17 protein-coding genes and 1 riboswitch are annotated in these 21769 nt (G+C 68.8%); all 17 genes read left to right on the top strand.

Annotated elements, in window-relative coordinates:
- The first annotated feature begins 29 nt into the window (after positions 1-29).
- A complete protein-coding gene (gene mihF / locus NF556_RS11825; RefSeq protein WP_252591133.1) occupies positions 30-347 on the top strand; it encodes an integration host factor, actinobacterial type in 318 nt (105 codons plus the stop codon).
- A gap of 70 nt (positions 348-417) precedes the next feature.
- The gene (gene gmk, locus NF556_RS11820) at positions 418-1065 is read left to right on the top strand and encodes a guanylate kinase (RefSeq protein WP_252595793.1); all 648 of its coding nucleotides are present in this window, start codon (positions 418-420) and stop codon (positions 1063-1065) included.
- The gene (gene rpoZ, locus NF556_RS11815) at positions 1062-1325 is read left to right on the top strand and encodes a DNA-directed RNA polymerase subunit omega (RefSeq protein ID WP_252591132.1); all 264 of its coding nucleotides are present in this window, start codon (positions 1062-1064) and stop codon (positions 1323-1325) included. The genes gmk and rpoZ overlap by 4 nt, the downstream gene beginning before the upstream one ends.
- Positions 1326-1390: 65 nt before the next feature.
- Complete coding sequence (locus NF556_RS11810; protein WP_252591131.1) at positions 1391-2716, top strand: bifunctional phosphopantothenoylcysteine decarboxylase/phosphopantothenate synthase; 1326 nt, start codon at positions 1391-1393, stop codon at positions 2714-2716.
- 78 nt (positions 2717-2794) lie between these two features.
- Positions 2795-4009 carry a methionine adenosyltransferase gene (gene metK / locus NF556_RS11805; protein ID WP_252591130.1) on the top strand — a complete coding sequence of 405 codons (1215 nt, stop codon included), beginning with the start codon at positions 2795-2797 and terminating at the stop codon, positions 4007-4009.
- Between the two features lie 14 nt (positions 4010-4023).
- Positions 4024-6144: a primosomal protein N' family DNA-binding protein gene (locus NF556_RS11800; protein WP_252591129.1), complete on the top strand. Its 2121-nt coding sequence runs from the start codon at positions 4024-4026 to the stop codon at positions 6142-6144.
- 237 nt (positions 6145-6381) lie between these two features.
- Positions 6382-8286, top strand: a complete 1905-nt coding sequence (locus NF556_RS11795; RefSeq protein ID WP_252591128.1) for an ABC transporter substrate-binding protein — start codon at positions 6382-6384, stop codon at positions 8284-8286.
- Between the two features lie 225 nt (positions 8287-8511).
- The gene (locus tag NF556_RS11790) at positions 8512-10029 is read left to right on the top strand and encodes an ABC transporter permease (protein ID WP_252591127.1); all 1518 of its coding nucleotides are present in this window, start codon (positions 8512-8514) and stop codon (positions 10027-10029) included.
- 162 nt (positions 10030-10191) lie between these two features.
- Positions 10192-11130: an ABC transporter permease gene (locus NF556_RS11785; protein WP_252595792.1), complete on the top strand. Its 939-nt coding sequence runs from the start codon at positions 10192-10194 to the stop codon at positions 11128-11130.
- Positions 11130-12899 carry an ABC transporter ATP-binding protein gene (locus tag NF556_RS11780; RefSeq protein WP_252591126.1) on the top strand — a complete coding sequence of 590 codons (1770 nt, stop codon included), beginning with the start codon at positions 11130-11132 and terminating at the stop codon, positions 12897-12899. Before NF556_RS11785 ends, NF556_RS11780 begins: the two co-directional genes overlap by 1 nt.
- A gap of 22 nt (positions 12900-12921) precedes the next feature.
- Positions 12922-13890 carry a methionyl-tRNA formyltransferase gene (gene fmt / locus NF556_RS11775; protein WP_252591125.1) on the top strand — a complete coding sequence of 323 codons (969 nt, stop codon included), beginning with the start codon at positions 12922-12924 and terminating at the stop codon, positions 13888-13890.
- Positions 13883-15478 carry an RsmB/NOP family class I SAM-dependent RNA methyltransferase gene (locus NF556_RS11770; RefSeq protein ID WP_252591124.1) on the top strand — a complete coding sequence of 532 codons (1596 nt, stop codon included), beginning with the start codon at positions 13883-13885 and terminating at the stop codon, positions 15476-15478. The genes fmt and NF556_RS11770 overlap by 8 nt, the downstream gene beginning before the upstream one ends.
- 73 nt (positions 15479-15551) lie before the next feature.
- Positions 15552-16214, top strand: a complete 663-nt coding sequence (gene rpe, locus NF556_RS11765; protein ID WP_252591123.1) for a ribulose-phosphate 3-epimerase — start codon at positions 15552-15554, stop codon at positions 16212-16214.
- Between the two features lie 98 nt (positions 16215-16312).
- A riboswitch (FMN riboswitch) is annotated at positions 16313-16441 on the top strand.
- Between the two features lie 162 nt (positions 16442-16603).
- Positions 16604-17320, top strand: a complete 717-nt coding sequence (gene pnuC, locus NF556_RS11760) for a nicotinamide riboside transporter PnuC (RefSeq protein ID WP_252591122.1) — start codon at positions 16604-16606, stop codon at positions 17318-17320.
- A 49-nt stretch (positions 17321-17369) separates the two neighbouring features.
- Positions 17370-17801: a PH domain-containing protein gene (locus NF556_RS11755; protein WP_252591121.1), complete on the top strand. Its 432-nt coding sequence runs from the start codon at positions 17370-17372 to the stop codon at positions 17799-17801.
- 199 nt (positions 17802-18000) lie between these two features.
- The gene (locus tag NF556_RS11750) at positions 18001-19896 is read left to right on the top strand and encodes an ABC transporter ATP-binding protein (RefSeq protein ID WP_252591120.1); all 1896 of its coding nucleotides are present in this window, start codon (positions 18001-18003) and stop codon (positions 19894-19896) included.
- Complete coding sequence (locus tag NF556_RS11745; protein WP_252591119.1) at positions 19893-21719, top strand: ABC transporter ATP-binding protein; 1827 nt, start codon at positions 19893-19895, stop codon at positions 21717-21719. The genes NF556_RS11750 and NF556_RS11745 overlap by 4 nt, the downstream gene beginning before the upstream one ends.
- The last annotated feature ends 50 nt before the right edge of the window (positions 21720-21769 follow it).

Here is a 21769-nt window from a genome sequence, read left to right as displayed (position 1 = left end):
CTTTGTCGAAGACCGATCAAGGAGCAACTGTGGCACTTCCCCAGCTGACACCCGAGCAGCGAGCCGAGGCTCTCGCCAAGGCAGCGGTCGCGCGTCGTGAGCGCGCCGCAGTCAAGAACCGGCTGAAGAACGCGCAGGGGTCCCTGACGGACGTCCTGGCAGAGGGCAAGGAGAGCGACATCGTGGGCAAGATGAAGGTGTCCGCGCTGCTGGAGTCGATGCCCGGTGTGGGGCGGGTGCGGGCCCGTCAGATCATGGAGACGGTGGGGATCTCCGAGAGTCGCCGCGTGCGCGGGCTGGGCGCCAACCAGACGCGCGACCTGCTCGCCTACTTCAACCAGGGTTGATCACCCCTTGACCAGCGCCCCGGAGGGCACGGGGCACCCGGAGACCACGGGACACCCGGAGGACGAGGAGCTGCGAAGCGTCGGCCCCCGTCTTGTTGTCCTGGCCGGCCCGACCGCGGTCGGCAAGGGAACGGTCGCGGCCTATGTGCGCCGGCACCACCCCACGGTGTGGCTCTCGGTGTCGATGACCACCCGCGAGCCCAGGCCCGGCGAGGTCGACGGGGTGCACTATCACTTCGTCGACGACCAGGAGTTCGAGCGACTGCGTGAGGCGGGGGAGTTCCTGGAGTGGGCCGTCGTGCACGGACGCGCCAAGTACGGCACCCCACGCGGCCCCGTGGAGCGCACCCTGGCCTCGGGACGCCCGGCCCTGCTCGAGATCGACCTGGCGGGGGCCCGCCAGGTGCGCGAGGCCATGCCCGGTGCGTTCTTCGTCTTCCTGACCCCTCCGTCCTGGGAGGATCTGGTCGACCGGCTCATCGGCCGCGGCACCGAGACCGAGGCCGAGCAAGAGATCCGACTGCAGACCGCACGCACGGAATTGGCCGCGGTCTCGGAGTTCGATGTGCAGATCGTGAACGACGACGTTTCACGTGCTGGCGAGGAACTCGTATCATTGATGTTTGACCACCGCAGCACCAGCGCCGACACGACCCCAGAGGGTGCCGTCGACGATCCCGGACTGCGCACTGAGACGACGAGGACACACCTGACGTGATTGGCACAATCGCCCAGCCGGAAGGCATCACCAACCCGCCCATCGACGACCTGCTGCAGCACGCGGACTCCAAGTACGCCCTGGTGATCTACTCCGCCAAGCGGGCCCGCCAGATCAATGCCTACTACTCCCAGCTCTCCGAGGGTCTGCTGGAGTATGTCGGTCCGCTCGTGGAGTCGGAGATGACCGACAAGCCGCTGTCGACCGCTCTGCACGAGATCAACCAGGGCAAGCTGCACACCACCAGCCCCGAGAACTAAGACAGCCCCGAGAACTAGGCCAGCCCCGAGAGCCGCCGCCCACGACCGTAGGGAGACCGATCCGGATGAGAGTCGTGCTGGGTGTCAGCGGTGGCATCGCTGCCTACAAGGCGGCCCTGCTGCTGAGGCTGTTCACCGAGGGCGGCCACGAGGTGACGGTGGTGCCCACTGAGGCCGCCCTGCACTTCGTGGGCGAGGCGACCTGGTCGGCGCTGTCGGGCCGGCCGGTCGCCACCCAGGTGTGGTCCTCGGTCCACGAGGTGCCCCATGTGCGCCTTGGCCAGGAGGCCGACCTGGTGGTGGTCGCCCCCGCCACGGCCGACCTGCTCTCTCGAGCCGCCCACGGGCGGGCCGATGACCTGCTGACCAACACCTTGCTGACCGCACGCTGTCCGGTCCTGATGGCCCCGGCGATGCACACCGAGATGTGGTCCCACCCGGCAACGGTCGCCAATGTTGCCGTGCTGCGTGAGCGCGGCGTGTCCGTCCTTGATCCGGCCGCGGGCCGGCTCACCGGGACCGACACCGGACCGGGCCGCCTCCCGGAACCCGAGGAGATCTTCGCCGCCGCAATCGCCCTGGCGGGGGGCGCACCGAGCCAGGACACGGCATACGAGTCCGCGGCAGAACCGGACCAGAACCAACCGGACCAGAACCAACCGAACCAGGACCCACAGACCCTCCAGGGGCGCCATGTGGTGGTCAGTGCCGGCGGCACCAGGGAACCCTTGGACCCGGTGCGTTTCCTGGGCAACCGGTCCTCCGGCAAGCAGGGTTATGCCCTCGCGCAGGTCGCAGCCTCGCGCGGGGCGCGGGTCACGTTGATCTCTGCCAACTCTGCCCTCCCGGTGCCTTCCGGCGTCGATGTCGTCGAGGTCGAGACGGCACTGGACCTGCAGGACGCGGTCCGTGACGCCAGCGCCGACCACGCAGACGTGGTGGTGATGGCGGCCGCTGTGGCGGACTTCCGGCCCCGCGACTATCTCGAGGCCAAGATCAAGAAGTCGCACGATCCCGGCGAGGAGCACAGCGCCCCGACCATCGAGCTCGTGCGCAATCCCGACATTCTCGCCGGCCTCGTCGCCGATCGTGGTGCAGCGCCCAGCCCGCTCATCGTGGGGTTTGCTGCGGAGACCGGGGACGCCTCGGGCGACGTGCTCAGCCACGCCCGCGCCAAGCTGGCCCGCAAGGGCTGTGACCTGCTGGTGGCCAACGAGGTCGGCCGCGACGTCACCTTTGGCAAGGACGACACCCTAGTGCACCTGCTGCGACCGGACACGGACGAAGCACGCACGGTCGGGCCGGCCAGCAAGGTCAGCGTCGCAGGAGCAGTCTGGGACGAGGTGGCGCACCTGCTGCGCGACCGAACCCCTGTCGGTGGCGACGGATAGACTGCAGCACCGTCGGGCGCAATGTCGTGCCGGCGCCCGCCCAGCTCGCAGCAACCGTCGACCTCAGGAGTTCCGTCCGTGCCTCGTCTCTTCACCTCCGAGTCCGTCACCGAGGGTCACCCCGACAAGATCTGTGACCAGATCAGTGACGGCATCGTGGACGAGTTGCTGCGCCAGGACAGCGGTTCCCGGGTGGCCGTCGAGACGCTGGTGACCACCGGTCTGGTGCACGTCGCGGGCGAGGTGCGCACCACGGGTTATGCCGACATCCCACGCATCGTGCGCGAGACGATCCTGGGCATCGGCTACGACAACTCCAACAAGGGCTTCGACGGTCGCACCTGCGGCGTCCAGGTCTCGATCGGTGAGCAGTCGGTGGACATCGCCCAGGGCGTCGACTCGGCCTATGAGCAGCGTGAGAACGCCTCGGCCGACGAATATGACCTGTTGGGTGCGGGCGACCAGGGCCTGATGTTCGGTTATGCCTGCAACGACACCCCTGAGCTCATGCCGGTGCCGATCTGGTTGGCGCACCGCCTGGCTGAGCAGCTCACCCAGGTGCGCAAGAGCGGCGAGCTGGACTATCTGCGCCCTGACGGCAAGACCCAGGTCACCATCGAATACGACGGTGACCGCGCGGTGCGTCTCGACACCATCGTGCTGTCCACCCAGCACGCCGAGGGCATCGGCCTGCGGGACCAGCTCGAGCCGGACATCCGGGCGCGTGTCATCGAGCCGGTGCTGCAACGCGCCCGTGACAACGGGCTGCAGCTGGACACGGGCAACCACCGGCTCCTGATCAACCCGACCGGCAAGTTCGTCATCGGGGGACCGATGGGTGACGCCGGCCTGACCGGTCGCAAGATCATCGTTGACACCTATGGCGGGATGGCCCGGCACGGTGGTGGGGCCTTCTCCGGCAAGGATCCCTCCAAGGTCGACCGCTCGGCCGCCTATGCCCTGCGCTGGGTCGCCAAGAATGTCGTGGCAGCCGGCCTGGCCGGTCGCTGTGAGATCCAGGTGGCCTACGCGATCGGCACGGCGACCCCGGTCGGTCTCTATGTTGAGACCTTCGGCACCGAGACCCAGCCGGTGGAGCGCATCCAGGACGCCATCACCAAGGTCTTCGACCTGCGTCCGGCGGCCATCGTCGAGGAGCTGGACCTGCTGCGCCCGATCTACCAGCCGACCGCGGCCTATGGTCACTTTGGCCGCACCGAGGCCGCCGGGGTCGAGCGTCCCTTCACCTGGGAGCAGACCAACCGGATCGAGGACCTGCAGGCCGCCGTCTGAGCCGCAGGGCTCCCATGGCCGACGACAGCACCGACCAGCCAACACTGGCCGGTTTGTCTGTGCCCACGGCCGCGGTGCCCACCACGGACACCTCGGGGGCTGCCGTCGCCGGCGAGGACGCCGTGGCACTGGTGGCGGTGGACAGTCACCTGGCCCATCTGGACCGGCCTTTTGAGTATGCCGTGCCGGCCGGTCTCGACCGGGTCGCCCGGGCCGGGGTGCGGGTGCGGGTGCGTTTCGCCGGCCGAGTCGTGGACGGTTATCTCCTGGCACGGCGCGCAGAGGCGGAACACACCGGGCGGCTCGCTCCCCTGTTGAAGGTCGTGTCTGACGAGGTCGTGCTGACACCGTCCATCGCGCGGCTCTGTCGGGAGCTGGCGGACCACTACGCCGGCTCGATGGCCGACGTGCTGCGCCTGGCCATCCCACCGCGACACGCCAGGGCCGAGAAGTCCCTGCCGCTCCGGCCCGAGGCCGAGTCCGAGTCCGAGCAGCCTGCACCCCACCTCGCGAGGGACGTTGACGACACTGTCGCCGAGGAGACGTCCGGCTGGGAGGCCTACCCGGCGGGGCCAGCACTGCTGCGCCGGCTGGCCGCGGGGGAGTCACCCAGGGCCGCCTGGTTGGCCGTGCCGGACGCAGGTGCGCTGCAGGGGTGGCCACGGGCCCTGGCCACTGCGGTCGCGGCGGTGCACGCGTCGGGGCGCTCGAGCGTCGTCGTGCTGCCCGACCACCGAGACCTAGACCGGTTGGCCGCCGCGCTCGATGCGGTCCTCGGCCCGGACAGCTATGTCCGGCTGACCGCGGACCTCGGCCCGGAGCAGCGCTACGCCGCCTGGCTCCGGTCGCTGCGAGGTCACGTCAAGGTGGTGATCGGGTCACGCTCGGCTGCCTTCGCGCCGGTGCCTGATCTGGGTCTGGTGGCCTGGTGGGACGACGGTGACGACAACCTCCAGGAGCCGCGCGCGCCCTACCCCCACGTGCGTGAGGTGCTGCGGCGCCGTGCCGCCCTGGCCGGGGCCGGGCTGCTCGTCGGTGGGCACAGCAGGACATCGCAGATCCAGCACTGGATCCAGCGCGGTGATCTGCCTGAGGTGCGACCAGCGCCACCTGCCCTAGCGGCCCGCGTGCCGCGGATCACCGTGGCAGGAGAGGGACACCAGGGGGAGCGGGACGCGGCGGCGGCGTCGGCTCGGTTGCCCAGCGTGGCGTGGCGGGCGGTCAAGGACGGGCTGGTGAACGGCCCGGTCCTGATCCAGGTGCCGCGGCGGGGTTATCTGGTGAGTCTGAGCTGCGAGCACTGCCGCACCCCGCTGCGGTGTGCCACCTGCTCGGGGCCGCTGCGGATGGTCGCCCCCGGTGCCGACCCGACCTGTGGCTGGTGCGGTCGTGGTGATGACGGCCACCCGTGCCGAGAGTGTGGCGGCACCCGACGCCGCTCCGGTGTCGTGGGGGAGGAGCGGACGGCAGAGGAGGTCGGTCGAGCCTTTCCCGGGGCACGCGTGCTGGTGTCACGCGCAGCGCAGGTCCTGGCGACGGTCCCCGACGAGCCCGCCGTCGTGATCGCGACACCCGGCGCCGAGCCGGTGGCCGAGCGTGGCTACACGGCGGCTCTCCTGCTGGACGGTTGGGCGGTGCTCGACCGCGGTGGGCTGGAGGCCGGTGTCGAGGCGTTGCGGCGGTGGTTGTCGGCGGCCGCGCTGACCAGACCCGCAGCGCGTGTGGTGCTGTCCGGCGTGCCTCCGCACGCGGGTCAACGACCCGTTGAGGCCCTGGTGCGCTGGGACCCGGCCTGGTTGGCCCGCCGCGAGCTCGAGGACCGGGTCGAGCTGGGGCTGCCACCCGTGCGGCGCACCGCCACCCTGACCGGTGACTCCGCCGCGGTGACTCGAGCGGCCGAGATCCTGCGTGCCGACACGAGCCACGGCGACATCGAGGTCCTCGGCCCGTTGGTCACCGAGGCTGGGCGCTCAGCCAAGGAGATCGCGCGCCTGGTGGTGCGAGGAGATGTCGGCGGTCCTGTTGACGACCCAGGCCTGCCGCGCGTGCTGCGCGATCTGCGGGCGGCACGGAGCCTGCGCAAGGCCGCTGGCGACCTCGAGGTCCGTCTCGACGCTCAAGACCTCGACCTCTGACGGCAGCCCTCCCGGGTCACCGGGAATCCAGGCCCAGCAGGGTTGCGTATCAACTCGATAACGATCGGGTCACCTTGCGGCGACTTGTGTTGGTATTGGGTCGAGTGAGTGCATACCTTGTCTCTCGCACACCCCCGGCGCGTTGCAGGTCTGTCGGGTGCCGGCCATGGGGGCCGGGCACCTGCCTGTGGCAGTGTCCGCTCAATAGGAGGAACATTGAAGATCAGGCGCACAACCATGGCGATTGTGGCCGCGGGAGCCCTGGTGCTGTCCGCTTGCACGTCCGGGTCCGACGAAGAGGACCCGACGCAGGACGACAGCCAGGGCAGCGAAGAGGGCTCGGAGGACGACGGCGGCGAGTCTGCCGCTCCCGGTGGGGAGGACGAGAGCGAGGCGACCTCTGGCGGCGGCGAGGATGCCGCGCCTGCTGGTGACTCCGCCAAGCCGGACCTTGGTGAGATCACCACCAAGGAAGACAACATCTTCTTCTCGGTCGGCGCAGACGAGTGGGCCGGTCTGAACTCGGTCACGGTGGAGACCAACTCCGTCTACAACTCGGTCATCTCCAGCCGGCTGGGGAGCAGCTTCTGGTACTACGGCACCGACGGCACCATCTACCCGGACACCGACTTCGGTTCCTATGAGATGGTCTCCGAGGACCCGCTGACCGTCGAGTACACCATCTCCGACGAGGCGGTCTGGGAGGACGGCACGCCGGTCACCTACAACGACTTCCTGTTCGACTGGGCCTCCAACAACCCGCCGTCGATCTACGGCGAGGCACCGGCTGAGGACGACCCGGCCTTCGAGGACTACGTCCCGGCCTTCAACTCGGTCGCGACCGACTGGGGTCTGTACAACCCGGACGGCCCGCAGGGTGAGCTCGACGGCAAGACCTTCACGGTCGAGTACCCCGAGCCCTACCCGGACTGGGAGCTCAGCGTCGGTGGCGCCATGCCGGCCCACGTTGCTGCCGAGCAGAGCGGGATGACCTCCGAGGAGCTCGTCACCGCAATCCAGGAGGGCGACACCGACGCGATCGCACCGGCCGCCGAGTTCTGGAACACCGGCTGGCTCTCCCCGGACAAGACGCTGCCGGACCCGACCATCGCGCTGTCCAACGCTCCCTACAGCATCGACCCCGCAGGCGGCGCTGAGTGGAGCGTCGGTGAATACGTCACCCTCGGCCCGAACGCGAGCTACTGGGGCCCGCCGCCGGCCACGTCGAACCTGACGTTCCGCTTCGCCGCGCCGGAGACGCACGTCCAGGCCCTGAGCAACGGTGACCTCAACATCATCGAGCCGCAGGCCACCGTGGACACGGTGCAGCAGATCGAGGCCCTCGGTGACTCCATCACCATGGACACCGGCGACACGATGACCTTCGAGCACCTCGACTACAACTTCGCCGAGGGCAGCCCGTGGTCCGAGGGCGAGGGTGGTCTGGCTGCTCGCGAGGCGTTCGCCCACTGCGTGCCGCGTCAGCAGATCGTGGACAACCTGCTCAAGCCGATCACCGAGGACGCGGTGGTCATGAACTCCCGCGAGGTGTTCCCGTTCCAGGAGGGCTACGACGAGCACGTCGCGGCCATCTACGACGGTCGTTACGACGAGGTTGACCTGGAGTTGGCGAAGGAGAAGTTCGCCGAGTCCGGTCTCGAGGAGGGCACCGAGATCCGCATCGGTTATGGCGCGGGCAACCAGCGTCGTGTCGATGAGGTCGCCCTGATCAAGGCGTCCTGTGACCAGGTCGGCTTCACCATCGTTGACGCCTCGGCCCCGGGCCTGGGTGACGTCCTGTCCTCCGGTGACTGGGAGATCGCCCTGTTCGCGTGGGCGGGCTCTGGCACCGTCACCGGCTCGGCGTTCTGGTACGAGAGCGACGGCGCCGGCAACTACGGTGGCTGGGTCAACGAGGCTGCTGACGAGGCGTGGAACACCATCTCCACCACCCTGGACGAGGACGTCCAGAAGGAGCAGCTGGCCATCATCGAGACCGAGGCGTGGAACACGCTGCACAGCATCCCGGTCTTCGCGCACCCGGGTGTTGTCGCCTACGACTCGACCATCGACAACGTCATCCTCAACGCCAGCCAGACTGGTGTGCCGTGGAACGCAGAGCAGTGGGTCCGCAGCGAGTGATCTCGTGCATGACCCTCGACCGGCTAGCGCCGGTCACCTCCGCTAACACACCGTTGTAGCGCACAACTAGTGGGGCGGGACCCTGGTCCCGCCCCACTAGTCCGCCCGGACACACCATCCGGACGGAGTGACAGCCCGAGGGTGGAGCGTTAGGCTCACACAACCCGAGGCCACGGCACAGTCCAGTTCCTGACGGAACTGGCCAGTTCTTGAAGGGAAAACCCCGTGCTCCGATTTATCTTGCGCAGGTTGGGCGTTTCGGCGCTGATCCTTGTGCTGGGATCCGTCTTCCTGTTCTTCATCACCGTCTTCTCCGGTGACCCACTGGAGGACCTCCGCGAGAGTCGCGACCGCAACCGCGAGCAGTTGATGGCGGCCCGCACCCGGAACATGAACCTCGACGAGCCGTGGTACGTCCGCTACTGGATGTGGGTCGTGGGCGTCGGCAAGTGTGCGGCCCTGCGCTGTGATCTGGGCCTGGACTCGCGTGGCGCAGACATCGGGACCGCCTTGATGAACGCCGCCGGCAGCACGCTGCGCCTGGTCACCCTGGCCACCGCCCTCGCGATCATCATCGGGATCACGATGGGCATCCTGGCCGCCATCCGGCAGTACTCCGGGTTCGACTACATCGTCACCTTCGCTGCCTTCCTGTTCTTCTCCCTCCCGGTGTTCTGGGTCGCGGTGCTGCTCAAGGAATACGGCGCCATCCGCTTCAACAACTGGATCGCTGATCCATCAGTCTCATTAACAGCGGCGATCATCATCGGGGTGCTCTTCGGGCTGGTGCTCGCCTCCCTGCTCGGTGGAGACCTGCGCCGCAAACTCATCACCTTCGCGGTGTCCGCCCTCGTGGCCTTCGGCGCCGTCACCTACTTCGACCAGGTCGACTGGTGGCGCCAGCCAGCGCTCGGCCTGGGCCTGATCATCCTGATCGCGCTCGGCGCCGCGGTGCTGCTCACCTACCTGACCGTCGGCCGGGGCAACATGAAGATCCTCTACGCCGGGCTGACCACCATCGCCGTCGGCGTCGTGGGCACCTTCATCTTTAGCGGCTGGATCGAGGCCCCCACCTATCCGCTGCTGCTGCTGATGCTCGCCATCAGCGTCGCCTCGGCCATCATCATCGGGTGGTTCTGGGGCGGTTGGGACAAGAGCATCGCCATCTGGGTCTCGATCGGGACGGCCGTCGCGTTCGCCGGCGCCACCGGGCTCGACCAGCTCCTGCGCAACTGGGGTCCGTTCCTGGACCGCAAGGCCCGGCCCATCTCGACCATCGGCAGTGGGTCTCCCAACTTTGAGGGTCCCTTCTGGACCGGAGTCTGGGACTGGGGCGTGCAGTTGATCCTGCCGACCATCGTGCTGACCGTCATCTCACTGGCGAGCTACAGCCGCTACACCCGAGCCTCGATGCTGGAGACGATCCGCCAGGACTACGTCCGCACCGCCAGGTCCAAGGGCCTCTCGGAGCGGGTCGTCATCACCAAGCACGCCCTGCGCAACGCGCTGATCCCGATCACGACGATCGTGGCCTTCGACTTCGCCGGTCTGATCGGTGGCGCGGTGGTCACCGAGTCCGTCTTCGGCTGGAAAGGCATGGGGGCGATGTTCCAGGAGGGGTTGACGCGAGTTGACCCCGGGCCGGTCATGGCCTTCTATCTGGTGACCGGCACCGCGGCCGTGCTGATGAACATGATCGCGGATATCTCCTACGCCTTCCTCGACCCGCGGATCCGGACGTGAGCTGGTGGACCGCCGTGACCAGCCAGCCCGCCCCGACTTCCTTCGGAGGATCCCATGAGTGACGACAACGACAAGCCCGAGATCCCGGGCAGCGGTCAGGAACACCTGTCCCCGATCCCCGACCAGCACGACCCCGCCGCAGTGCAGCACCGAGACACGGTGATGGGCGACGAGCTCTCGGTCGAGAAGCAGATCGACCTGACCCAGAAGTCCTACTCGCAGGGTGAGTTGATCCGGCGCCGGTTCTTCCGGCACAGGGGCGCAATGATCTCGCTGGGGCTCCTGCTCTTCATCACCATCATGGCCTTCAGCTCGATCGGTTACGGCTTTCTGCCGGGCTGGTGGGGCAAGGACTACTACTCCGCGGCCACGGTTGTGGACGGCGGGCGTCCCACCCTCGGGTTCTTCCCGCCCTCGTGGGGCGAGCAGCCCTTCGGCCAGGAGAACGCCGGCAAGGACTACTTCGCGCTGGTCATGCGCGGGACCCAGCGGTCGATGATCATTGCCTTTGCGGTCGGCATCGTCACGACGATCATCGGCACCCTGATCGGCGCCATCGCCGGATACTTCCGCGGGTGGGTCGAGTCGCTGCTGATGCGCATCACCGACCTGCTCATCGTGATCCCGCTGCTGGTCATGGCTGCGGTCCTGGGCCAGATCAGTGGCGGTGGCATCTGGCCGCTGGCGATCATGCTGAGCCTGGTCTCCTGGACCGGTCTGGCGCGTCTGGTGCGCGGTGAGGTCCTCTCGCTCCGGGAGCGAGACTTCGTCACCGCAGCAGAGGCGGTCGGCACGTCACCGTGGCGGATCATCTTCAAGCACATCCTGCCCAACACGATGGGCACGATCATCGTGAGCGCCACCCTGACGATCGCGTCCGTCATCCTGCTGGAGAGTGCGCTGAGCTTCCTCGGGTTCGGCGTGAAGCCGCCGGACACCTCGCTGGGCCAGCTCATCTCCATCTATCAGAACAGCTTCACGGTGCGTCCGTGGCTCTTCTGGTGGCCCGGCATGATCATCCTGGGCATCGCGCTGTCGGTGAACTTCCTCGGTGACGGCCTCCGTGACGCCTTTGACCCCCGCCAGAGCAGGAGCGACTGATGACTGCACCCACCACTGACCACACCTCAGGTGCCGTTCTCGACTTCACGGACGTCGACGTCCGGTTCTCCACCGAGTTCGGCTCCGTCCACGCAGTCAAGGGCGTGTCGTTGCACGTCAACCCCGGTGAGGTCGTCGCCCTGGTCGGCGAGTCCGGCTCCGGCAAGTCCGTGACGTCGATGACGGCCATGCGGCTGCTGCCGAGCAACGCGCGGATCGGCGGTGAGATCACCGTCAACGGACGGGGGATCCGTCAGCTGTCCGAGGGCGCCATGCGGCGTCTGCGCGGCAACGACATCGCGATGGTCTTCCAGGAGCCGATGACGGCTCTGAACCCGGTGCTGACGATCGGCACCCAGATGACCGAGGCCCTCGAGCTGCACGGCATCGCGTCGGGCAAGGCTGCGGTGCGACGAGCCATCGAGCTGCTGGACATGGTCGGCATCCCTGAGCCAGACCGCCGCATGAAGCAATACCCGCACGAGCTCTCCGGCGGCCAGCGCCAGCGCGTCGTGATCGCGATCGCGATCAGCTGCGACCCGAAGGTCATCATCGCCGACGAGCCAACGACGGCCCTGGACGTCACGGTCCAGGCCGACATCCTCGACCTGCTGCGGTCCCTGAAGGACAAGCTCAACACCGGCATCCTGCTGATCACCCACAACATGGGGGTCGTGGCCGACATGGCCGACCGCGTCGCCGTGATGTTCAAGGGTGACCTGGTCGAGACCGGCACGGCCGATGAGGTGCTGCTCAACCCGCAGCACGACTACACCAAGATGCTCCTGTCGTCCGTGCCCCGCCTGGGTGCTGGCCGCTCGCAGATGGGCATCAACATCAGCGAGGACACGGTCGACGACCAGGCCGATCTGGCGATCGACCTGGAGAACCTGGTGATCGAGTATCACCGGCTCGGCAAGCCGCCGTTCCGCGCGGTTGACGACGTCAGTTTCCAGGTCCGCCAGGGCGAGATCGTCGGCCTGGTCGGTGAGTCGGGCTCCGGCAAGTCGACGATCGGGCGCTGCGCCCTGGGCCTGATCCCGGCTGCGGGCGGGTCGTTCCGTCTGCTCGGGCAGGACATCACCGGGATGAACCGCAAGCAGCTCAAGCCGATCCGCCGACGCATCGGCGTCATCTTCCAGGACCCGGCCGCGTCGCTGAACCCGCGCCTGCCGATCGGTGAGTGCATCAGCGAGCCGATGGTCGTGCACAAGGTCGGCAACCGCAAGGAGCAGGAGGCGAAGGTCTACGAGTTGCTGGACGCCGTCGAGCTCCCGCGCGAGGTCTTCAACCGCTATCCGCACGAGGTCTCCGGTGGACAGCGACAGCGCATCTCCATCGCCCGCGCCCTGACTCTCGACCCGGAGCTGCTCGTGGCCGACGAGCCCACGTCCGCCCTGGACGTGTCCGTGCAGGCCAAGGTGCTCAACATCTTCAGCGACCTGCAGGCGCGCTACAAGTTCGCCTGCCTGTTCATCAGCCACGACCTGGCGGTCATCGACCTGCTGGCGCACCAGGTCGTCGTGCTGCAGAACGGCAAGGTCGTCGAGGCTGGCCCGCGAGAGCAGGTGCTGATGAACCCCCAGGAGGAATACACCCAGCGGCTGCTGGCCGCTGCTCCGGTCCCGCACCCGGGCGAGCAGCGGACACGTCGCGAGGAGCGCCACGCGCTGCTGCGTCAGCTCGGTGACGAGGTCTCCGAGATCAAGGCCGACGCAGACGAGTTCCACGTGGCCTCGGAGCAGCACGAGGAGCCGAAGGACCTCTGAGCACCAGGATCGAGAACCTCACGTGAGACTCGTTTTCGCCGGCACCCCTGAGCCGGCCGTGCCGTCGCTGCGTGCCCTGCTGGCCTCGGACCATGAGGTCGTGGCCGTGGTCACCCGGCCCGATGCGCGAGCAGGGCGGGGGCGCACGCTGGCGGCGTCGCCAGTGCGCCAGGTCGCTCAGGAGGCTGGGGTCGAGGTGCTGACCCCGGCTTCTGCCCGCGACCCCGAGTTCGCCGCACGCCTCGTTGAGTTGGCCCCGGACGCCTGCCCGGTGGTCGCCTATGGCGGCCTGATCCCGGCCCCGGTGCTGGAGATCCCGCGCCACGGCTGGGTCAACCTGCACTTTTCCCTGCTGCCCGCCTGGCGTGGCGCGGCCCCGGTGCAGCGTGCCCTCATGGCTGGCGACGAGATGACCGGTGCCACGACGTTCCTGTTGGAGGAGGGGCTGGACACCGGTCCCGTCCTGGGGACCCTCACCGAGCCGATCCGCCCCGAGGACACCGCCGGCACCCTGCTCGAGCGACTGGCCGACGTGGGTGCCGGCCTGCTGGTCGCCTCCCTCGACGGGCTGGCCGACGGCAGTCTGCGGCCTGTGGAGCAACCGGGGGAGGGGGTCTCCCATGCGCCGAAGATCACCGTTGACGACGCCCGGATCGACTGGACCAGGCCGGCGTATGCCGTGGGGCGGCAGATCCGTGGCTGCACCCCCGCACCGGGCGCCTGGACGACCTTCCGCGGTGACCGGTTCAAGGTGGCACCACTGGCGTCCGTGAACACCGATGGCCACGATCACGCCTCGGTCGACAACAGTGGTGACAGCGGATCCCTGCGGCCCGGTGAGCTGCGCGTCCAGCGGCGGGCCGTCCTGGTCGGGACGGGCACCGGGGCGGTCGAGCTGGGGACCGTGCAGGCCCATGGCAAGAAGGCCATGGCGGCCACCGACTGGGCCCGTGGCGTGCGGATCGAGACAGGAGAGGTGCTCGGTGGCTGAGCGCGGACGGCAGGACGACAGGCGGCGACGCGACGGCTCAACGGGCGCGGGCGGGCGAGGCCGCGGTCCCCGTCAGCGCTCCGCCCAGGCTCCCTCGCAGCGTGCCAGACACGGAGACCCCGCACGAGACGCTGCCTATGAGGTGATGCGTGCCGTTGCCGATGGAGGCTATGCCAACCTGGTCCTGCCCACAGTGCTGCGCGAGGCCCGTCTGCAGGGGCGTGATGCCGGCTTCGCCACGGAGCTGACCTACGGCACCCTGCGGATGCAGGGCCTGTATGACGCCGTGATCGACGCCTGCGTGGACCGTCCCGGCCGTGCCATCGACCCGGCGGTGCGGGACATCCTGAGACTGGGGGCCCACCAGTTGTTGGCGATGCGGGTCCCGGACCACGCAGCCGTCAGCGCCACGGTGGCCCTGGCGCGACAGCACGTCGGCCAGGGCGCAGGCGGGTTTGTCAACGCGGTGCTGCGCAGAGTGTCCGAGCGCAGCCGCCCGGAGTGGCTGGAGCAGGTCGCCGGCTCGACCACCGACCCGATCGAGCGTCTCGCGATCGAGAACTCCCACCCCGTGTGGGTGGTGCGGGCGCTGCGGGCCGCGCTGATCGGTCACGGAGCCAGCACGGCTGAGACGTCCGAGCGTCAGTTGGCGACGTTGCTCGAAGCGCACAACACACCGGCGTCACCGACGCTCGTGGCACGTCCCGGGCTCGGCGCCGAGGACGAACTCAAGGAGGCGGGGGCCGTGCCCGACGCCACCGCCCCCACGGCCTGGACCATGCCCGGTGGCGACCCGGGCCAGCTCGCGGCAGTCCGGGACGGCGGCGCAGCCGTCCAGGACGCCGGGTCGCAACTGCTGGCCCTGGCTCTCGCGGCCGCCGAGATCTCCACCACGGACACGTCGGCAACGGAGAGCTCGACAACGGACACCTCCACCACGGATGCTCCGGCCACGAACACCGCCACCACGAACACCCCCACCGAGCAGTGGCTCGACCTGTGTGCCGGGCCCGGAGGCAAGGCTGGGTTGCTGGCTGCCCTCGCGGTCCAGCACGGTGCCCACCTGCGCGCCAATGAGGTCCAGGCCCACCGCGCCGACCTGGTGCGCAACACACTGCGGGCGGTCCGACACGCCCACCCCGAGGTCGTGCACGTGACCGTGGAGGACGGCCGGGACGTCGGCGAGTCCGACCCCGGGCGCTATGACCGCGTGCTGGTCGACGCGCCGTGCACGGGTCTGGGAGCACTCCGGCGACGTCCAGACGCACGGTGGCGCCGCACCCCCAAGGACCTCGCCGAGCTCGGGCCGCTGCAGCGCGACCTGCTGGCGGGGGCCATCGAGGCCACCCGGCCTGGGGGAGTCGTGCTCTATTCGACCTGCTCGCCGCACCTGGCTGAGACCGAGTTTGTGGTCAAGGACGTGCTCAAGGTCTTCCCGTCGGTGAGCGCCGTGGACGTGCGGCCACTCCTGCGCGATCGGGCGGGCCAGATCCTGCCGGACACCGGCCCGGGGCCCTGGGCCCAGCTCTGGCCACACCTGCACGGCACGGACGGGATGTTCCTGGCGCTGCTCCGTGTCGGCGCCTGACCTGACCTGACCTGACCTGACCTGACCTGACCGCCTCACCGGCTGACACGGCGGCACGCACTAGGCTGCTCAGGTGCTCCAGATCAGCCCCAGCATCCTGTCCGCAGACTTCGCCAACCTTGAGTCCGAGCTGGCCCGGATCTCCACGGCCGACTGGGCCCACGTCGACGTGATGGACGGCCACTTCGTGCCCAACCTGACCCTCGGGCTGCCGGTGGTCGAGGCCATCAAGGCAGTCAGCCCGATCCCGCTGGACTGCCACCTGATGATCGAGGACCCGGACCGGTGGGCCCCGCAGTATGCCGAGGCCGGCGGCTCCTCAGTGACCTTCCACGTCGAGGCCGCGACGGACCCCGTCGCGACCGCCCGGTCGATCCGTGCTGCCGGAGCTCGCGCCGCCTTCGCGGTCAAGCCTGGCACCCCCTTCACCCCGTATGCCGACCTGTTGCCCGAGGTGGACATGGTGCTGGTGATGACCGTGGAGCCTGGTTTTGGCGGCCAGTCCTTCATGGCTGACCAGATGGCGAAGGTGCGCGAGGTCCGCGAGGCCGTGAGCCGACACGGCGGCGAGATCTGGGTGCAGGTCGACGGCGGCGTCTCCCAGGACACGATCGGTCAGTGCGTCGAGGCCGGGGCGGACGTCTTCGTGGCCGGCTCGGCCGTCTACGGAGCTGACGACGTCCCCTCGCGGATCAGCGAGCTCCGGGACCTGGCTGCAGCCTGCGCCGGGCACTGATCACCGGCCGGGTCTGGGAGCTGACCTGGGCCCGACCAGACCCCTGACGCCAAGCCCCTGACACAGACCCTTCCCGAGGCGTTAGAATGGCGGGGCAATACGTGCTCCGGGGTCGGTGAAATTCCGAGCCGGCGGTGATAGTCCGCGACCCGGCCGCATCCAGCGGCTGGCTGACCTGGTGAAACTCCGGGACCGACGGTTAAAGTCCGGATGGGAGGCAGCACGCGCGTCGCCGCGGCGACGGACCGCACCGGGAGAGGTGCCGGCAACGGCATACCTCTCGTTGAGGCCCCCGCCCACGCGACACGTATCGCTTCACGCAAACCCCCGGCGCCCACACCGTCTGTGGCCGGGGATTTTTTCGTTCCCGGCCACCTGATCCGCAAAGGATGCACGTCGTGGACGTCTGGAACGACCTTTTCACCGCCGAGCTTCAGCTCGGGCAACACACCATTCTCTGGCGCGAAGTCGTCGGAAACCTCTTTGGCATCGGCTCGGCGATCCTCGGCATGCGCCGGTTCGTCTGGGCCTGGCCCGTCGGCATCATCGGCAACGTCTTCCTCTTCACCGTGTTCATGGGGGTGTGGTTCGCCACCCCGCAGGAGCACAGCCTGTTCGGGCAGGCCGCTCGACAGGTCTTCTTCATCATCACCAGCGTCTATGGCTGGTGGGCCTGGAACCAGTCCCGCCGCACCCGCGGCAAGGGCGAGCCGGCGATCACCCCGCGGTGGGCCACGGCGCGAGAGCGCACGGCCTACCTGCTCGCCGCAGTCGCACTGGTGGTCCTGTGCCAGTGGATCTTCCAGCAGGTTGGCGTGGGCTGGGCTGCTCCGGACTGGTACTACTGGACCGACGCCTGGATCTTTGTCGGCTCGATCCTCGCGACCTACGCCATGGCCCGCGGGTGGGTCGACTTCTGGCTGGTCTGGATCGCGGTCGACCTGGTGGGAGTGCCGTTGCTGTGGCACTCCGGCTACTACCCCTCGGCGATCATGTATGCCGTCTACGGAGCCTTTGTCCTGTGGGGCTTCTTCGTGTGGCGCCGGGCAGCCAGGGACGAGAATCCGAGGCCGACACCGGCGTCGGTGGACGCGACCGTCGGCTGACCGCAGACGGCCGGCTCACCCGGTCGGCCAGGTGACCTAGGCTGGCCGGGTGAGCCCCAAGGACCCGTATGCCGTGTTTCGGCCCCGGCGCGGAGCCCTGGTCGCCTGGGGCAGTGCCCTCGCGGTCCTCGTGGCCTTCGGGGTCCTGGCGATCCTGGCCCCCGGCGGCTGGACCATGGCCGACCGGATCGTCGTCGGGATCTTCGCCGTCGTCGTCGCAGCCGGTCTGGCGCGGTTCGCGATCGTCCGTGCCGTCCCCACCTCTGAGGGACTGCACGTCATCAACCTGGTGCGCAGCCGGCGCCTGGAGTGGGCCGAGATCCTGCGGGTGAACGCCCTCGATGGTGGGCACCCGTGGGTCATCCTGGAGCTCGCGGACACCGAGGAGCTGTCCGTCATGGGCATCCAGCGGGCCGACGGTCAGTTTGCGCACGCCGAGGCTGCGCGCCTGGCTGCCCTGGTCCAGCACCACAGCAGCTAGCTCCCGCCTGATCTCCTGACCCGTGTGCGGGTTCGGTGGGTCCGGGCCCTCGAGAGGCGGCTCCGCGATAGGCGGCCCTCGATCATCGGCTCCGCGATATTCGATTGGGAAGGACCAACCACTCGTGCGATGATGGCGGGTGCGCCAACCGGGTGGGTCCGGTCTGCGTCCATCCCGCCTGCAGAAGGAGCCTTCCGACGTGACCTCTGCGACCAGACCGGTCGAACGCCCACGCCCCACACCCGCGATCCTGCGGCAGGGGCTGCGCGTCATCTGGATCGGCATCCGGCAGCAGAAGAAGATCTTTGCCGTCGCGGTCGTGGGCTCAGCGCTGTGGGCCCTGGCGACCGTCGCCACCGCCTGGGCGATCGGTTATGTCACCGAGCACGCGGTGTCTCCCGCCGTGGAGTCGGGCAATGTGACCAGCCGGGGGCTGTGGCTGATCTTCCTCGTGCTCTTTGGCGTGCTCCTGGTCAACATGACCGGTGTGGTGCTGCGCCGGGTCGCCGCGTCGATCGCCGGGTTCAACCTGCAGGCGCTGTATCGCCAGCGGGTCACCCGGCAGTATCTCCGTCTGCCGCTGAGCTGGCACCACTCCCACCCGTCGGGGCAGCTGCTGTCCAACGCGCACGCCGACATCGAGGCCGCGTGGCAGATCTTCAACCCGCTGCCGATGGCCATCGGAGTCATCGTGATGCTGGTCATCGCCGGCACCCAGATGGTCCTCGTCGACCCCTTCCTCGCCCTGATCGGCTTCCTGGTCTTCCCCGGCCTGTTCGCCGCCAACCTCGTCTTCCAGCGGGTCATGTCCCCGCGCATCACCAAGGCCCAACAGTTGCGGGCCGAGGTCGCCGAGGTGGCCCACGAGTCCTTCGAGGCCGGGATGCTCGTCAAGGCCATGGGGCGCGAGCAGGAGGAGACCAACCGCTTTGGCGGCGTCACCAACGACCTGCGCGACTCCCTGATCAACGTCGGGCGCACCCGCGGCATGTTCGAGCCGGTGATTGAGGCGATCCCGGTGCTGGGCACCCTGGCCGTGCTGGCGGTCGGCACCGCCCGGGTTGCCTCGGGTGACCTGAGTGCGGCGGACGTCGTCGAGATCGCCTACCTCTTCTCGATCCTGGCCTTCCCGGTCCGGGCCCTGGGCTGGGTGCTCGCCGAGATCCCGCGCTCGGTCGTGGGCTTCCGCCGCGTGGACTCGGTGCTGCAGGCGAAGGGTTCGATGGATTACGGCGAGGGCACCCTGCCTCGAGAGGGGGCAGCACACTCGCGGTCCGAGGGCGTGTCCTATGCCTACGCCGAGCCCGCCGAGCGCGCCGTCCTGGGCGCTGAGGATCCGCTGGAGGCGGCGACCCTGCCGGTGGGACCGCAGCGCGCGATGGCCATCCGCGATGTCACCCTCGACGTGCCCGCGGGCCGCACGGTTGCCCTCGTCGGGCCGACGGGCTCCGGCAAGTCCACGCTGACGAGTCTTGTCCTGCGCCTGATGGACCCGGACAGCGGGTCGGTGACGATGGACAGCATCGACCTGCGCGGCGTGCGCAAGGGCGAGGTGCCCGAGGTCGGCACCCTGGTCGCGCAGCAGACGTTCATGTTCGACGACCCGGTGCGCGACAACGTGACCCTGGGGGCGGACCTGTCCGACGAGGTGGTGTGGGAGGCCCTGCGCACCGCTCGGGCGGACGGCTTTGTCAGCGCCATGCCGGGTGCGCTCGATGCCATGATCGGCGAGCGCGGCGGCAACCTCTCCGGTGGCCAGCGGCAACGGATCGCGCTGGCTCGGGCCATCGTGCGCAAGCCACGGCTGTTGGTGCTCGATGACGCCACCAGCGCGGTTGACCCCTCGATCGAGCAGGCCATCCTGGGCGGGCTGCGAGAGACCGGCGACGGCATGACCGTGCTCGTGGTCGCCTATCGGATGGCCACCATCCAACTGGCCGACCACATCGTGTATGTCGAGCAGGGGCAGGTGATGGACCAGGGCACCCACCAGGAGCTCGTCACTCGGTGTGAGGGCTATGGCGACCTGGTCAACGCCTATGCCCGCGAGGCCGCAGAACGGGCCGCGGTCGCGGCCGACGAGGAGACAGTGTGAGCACCACGACCCGCTCCGCTCGCGACGACGAGCACGACGCCATCAACAGCGAGATCGGCGGCAGCCAGGACCTGTCCACCTGGGCCACCCTGAAGCGTGGCCTGGAGCTCTCGCCCGAGTTGGTGCGCGGCCTGTGGGTGACGGTCCTGCTGGCGCTGTTCGCCACCATCGGCAAGGTCCTGATCCCCTTCGTGGTGCAGCAGGCCACCGACAACGGCATCCTCGCGGAGGGCGGCCCCGACACCGACTTTGTGGTCCGGGCGGTCCTGCTCGCGGCAGGCGCCATCGTGTTCACCGGGTTCGCGCAGTATGTCGTCAACGTCCGCCTGTTCAAGGCGGCCGAGTCGGGCCTGGCGACGCTGCGCATCCGGGCCTTCCGACACATTCACGACCTGTCTGTGCTGACGCAGAGCACCGAGCGCCGCGGCGGACTGGTCGCCCGAGTGACCAACGACGTCGACACGATCTCGATGTTCGTCCAGTTCGGCGGCATCATGCTGCTGGTCTCCACCGCCCAGATGCTGGTCGCCACGCTCCTGATGGTGATCTACAGCCCCATCCTGGCCGGGGTCGTCTATCTGTGCGTGATCCCGCTGGTGGTCCTGGTGTCGAAGTTCCAGCCGATGCTCGGGCGTGCCTACGGCGCCGTCCGAGCACGGGTCGGCGATCTGCTCGGCGCCGTGTCGGAGTCGATCGTGGGCGCCGTCACCATCCGTGCCTACGGCGTGGAGGGACGCACCGAGGCGCGGGTCGACGAGGCGATCGAGGGACACCGGCGGGCGGCGATCAAGGCGCAGATCCGCTCGGTCATGGCCTTCGTGTCAGGGCAGGCCTTCGGAGGCATCACCACCGCCATCGTGCTGGTGATCGGCACCGTCCTGGCCGCGAACGACCAGATGACCCTCGGTCAGCTGCTGGCCTTCCTGTTCCTGGTCAACCTGTTCACCCAACCGGTGCAGCAGGCCACGGAAATCTTCAACGAGCTCCAGAACGCCGTCGCGGGCTGGCGCCGCGTGATCGGCGTCATCGACACTCCGGCCGACGTCTCGGACCCGGGCGAGGACGGAGTCCGGCTGCCACGAGGGCCGATCACCGTCGAGTTCGACGACATCGCCTTCTCCTATCCCGGCGGAGACCGGGTGCTGCAGGACGTCAACCTGACCTTCGAGCCCAAGACCCGCATCGCGGTCGTGGGGGAGACCGGGTCGGGCAAGACCACCCTGGCCAAGCTGCTCACCCGCCTGATGGACCCCAGCGAGGGCCGAGTGCTGATCGACGGGGTCGACCTGCGCGACATTGCCTTCGACAGCCTGCGCCGGCGCATCGTCATGGTGCCCCAGGAGGGCTTCCTGTTCGACGAGTCCCTGATGGAGAACATCCGGTTCGGACGCCCGGAGGCATCCGATGAGGACATCGAGCTGGCAATGACCGAGCTGGGCCTGGACCACTGGCTCTCCGGGCTCCCGCTCGGGCTGGCCACCCAGGTCGGCCAGCGTGGTGAGTCACTGTCGGCCGGGGAGCGCCAACTCGTGGCGATCACCCGGGCCTATCTGGCCGACCCGGACCTGTTGGTGCTCGATGAGGCCACCAGCGCCGTCGACCCGGCCACCGAGGTGCGTATCCAGCGCGCGCTCGAGGGGTTGACCCGCGGCCGCACGTCCGTCGCGATCGCGCACCGGCTGTCCACCGCCGAGGCCGCCGACGTGGTCGTGGTGGTCGACAAGGGCCGCATCGTCGCCGTCGGCCCGCACGAGGAGCTGGTCGGCGCCGGAGGCGTCTACACCAGGATGCACGCGTCCTGGGCGGCCCAGCAGCAGGGTTGAGGCCACCACCCGCCATGATGGGGACCATGACACCCAACGGTCGAGACACC

It is taken from the genome of Ornithinimicrobium faecis, assembly GCF_023923225.1.
GTDB classification, from domain to species: domain Bacteria; phylum Actinomycetota; class Actinomycetes; order Actinomycetales; family Dermatophilaceae; genus Ornithinicoccus; species Ornithinicoccus faecis.
The sequence above is the reverse complement of the archived record's forward strand: the minus strand, read 5'-3'. Positions and strand labels throughout refer to the sequence as shown.

Coding starts and splice junctions, on each gene's coding strand:
- NF556_RS11810 (WP_252591131.1), top strand. CDS start 1,391: ATGAGAGTCGTGCTGGGTGTCAGCGGTGGCATCGCTGCCTACAAGGCG.
- NF556_RS11800 (WP_252591129.1), top strand. CDS start 4,024: ATGGCCGACGACAGCACCGACCAGCCAACACTGGCCGGTTTGTCTGTG.
- NF556_RS11795 (WP_252591128.1), top strand. CDS start 6,382: ATGGCGATTGTGGCCGCGGGAGCCCTGGTGCTGTCCGCTTGCACGTCC.
- NF556_RS11785 (WP_252595792.1), top strand. CDS start 10,192: ATGGGCGACGAGCTCTCGGTCGAGAAGCAGATCGACCTGACCCAGAAG.
- NF556_RS11780 (WP_252591126.1), top strand. CDS start 11,130: ATGACTGCACCCACCACTGACCACACCTCAGGTGCCGTTCTCGACTTC.
- pnuC (WP_252591122.1), top strand. CDS start 16,604: ATGCACGTCGTGGACGTCTGGAACGACCTTTTCACCGCCGAGCTTCAG.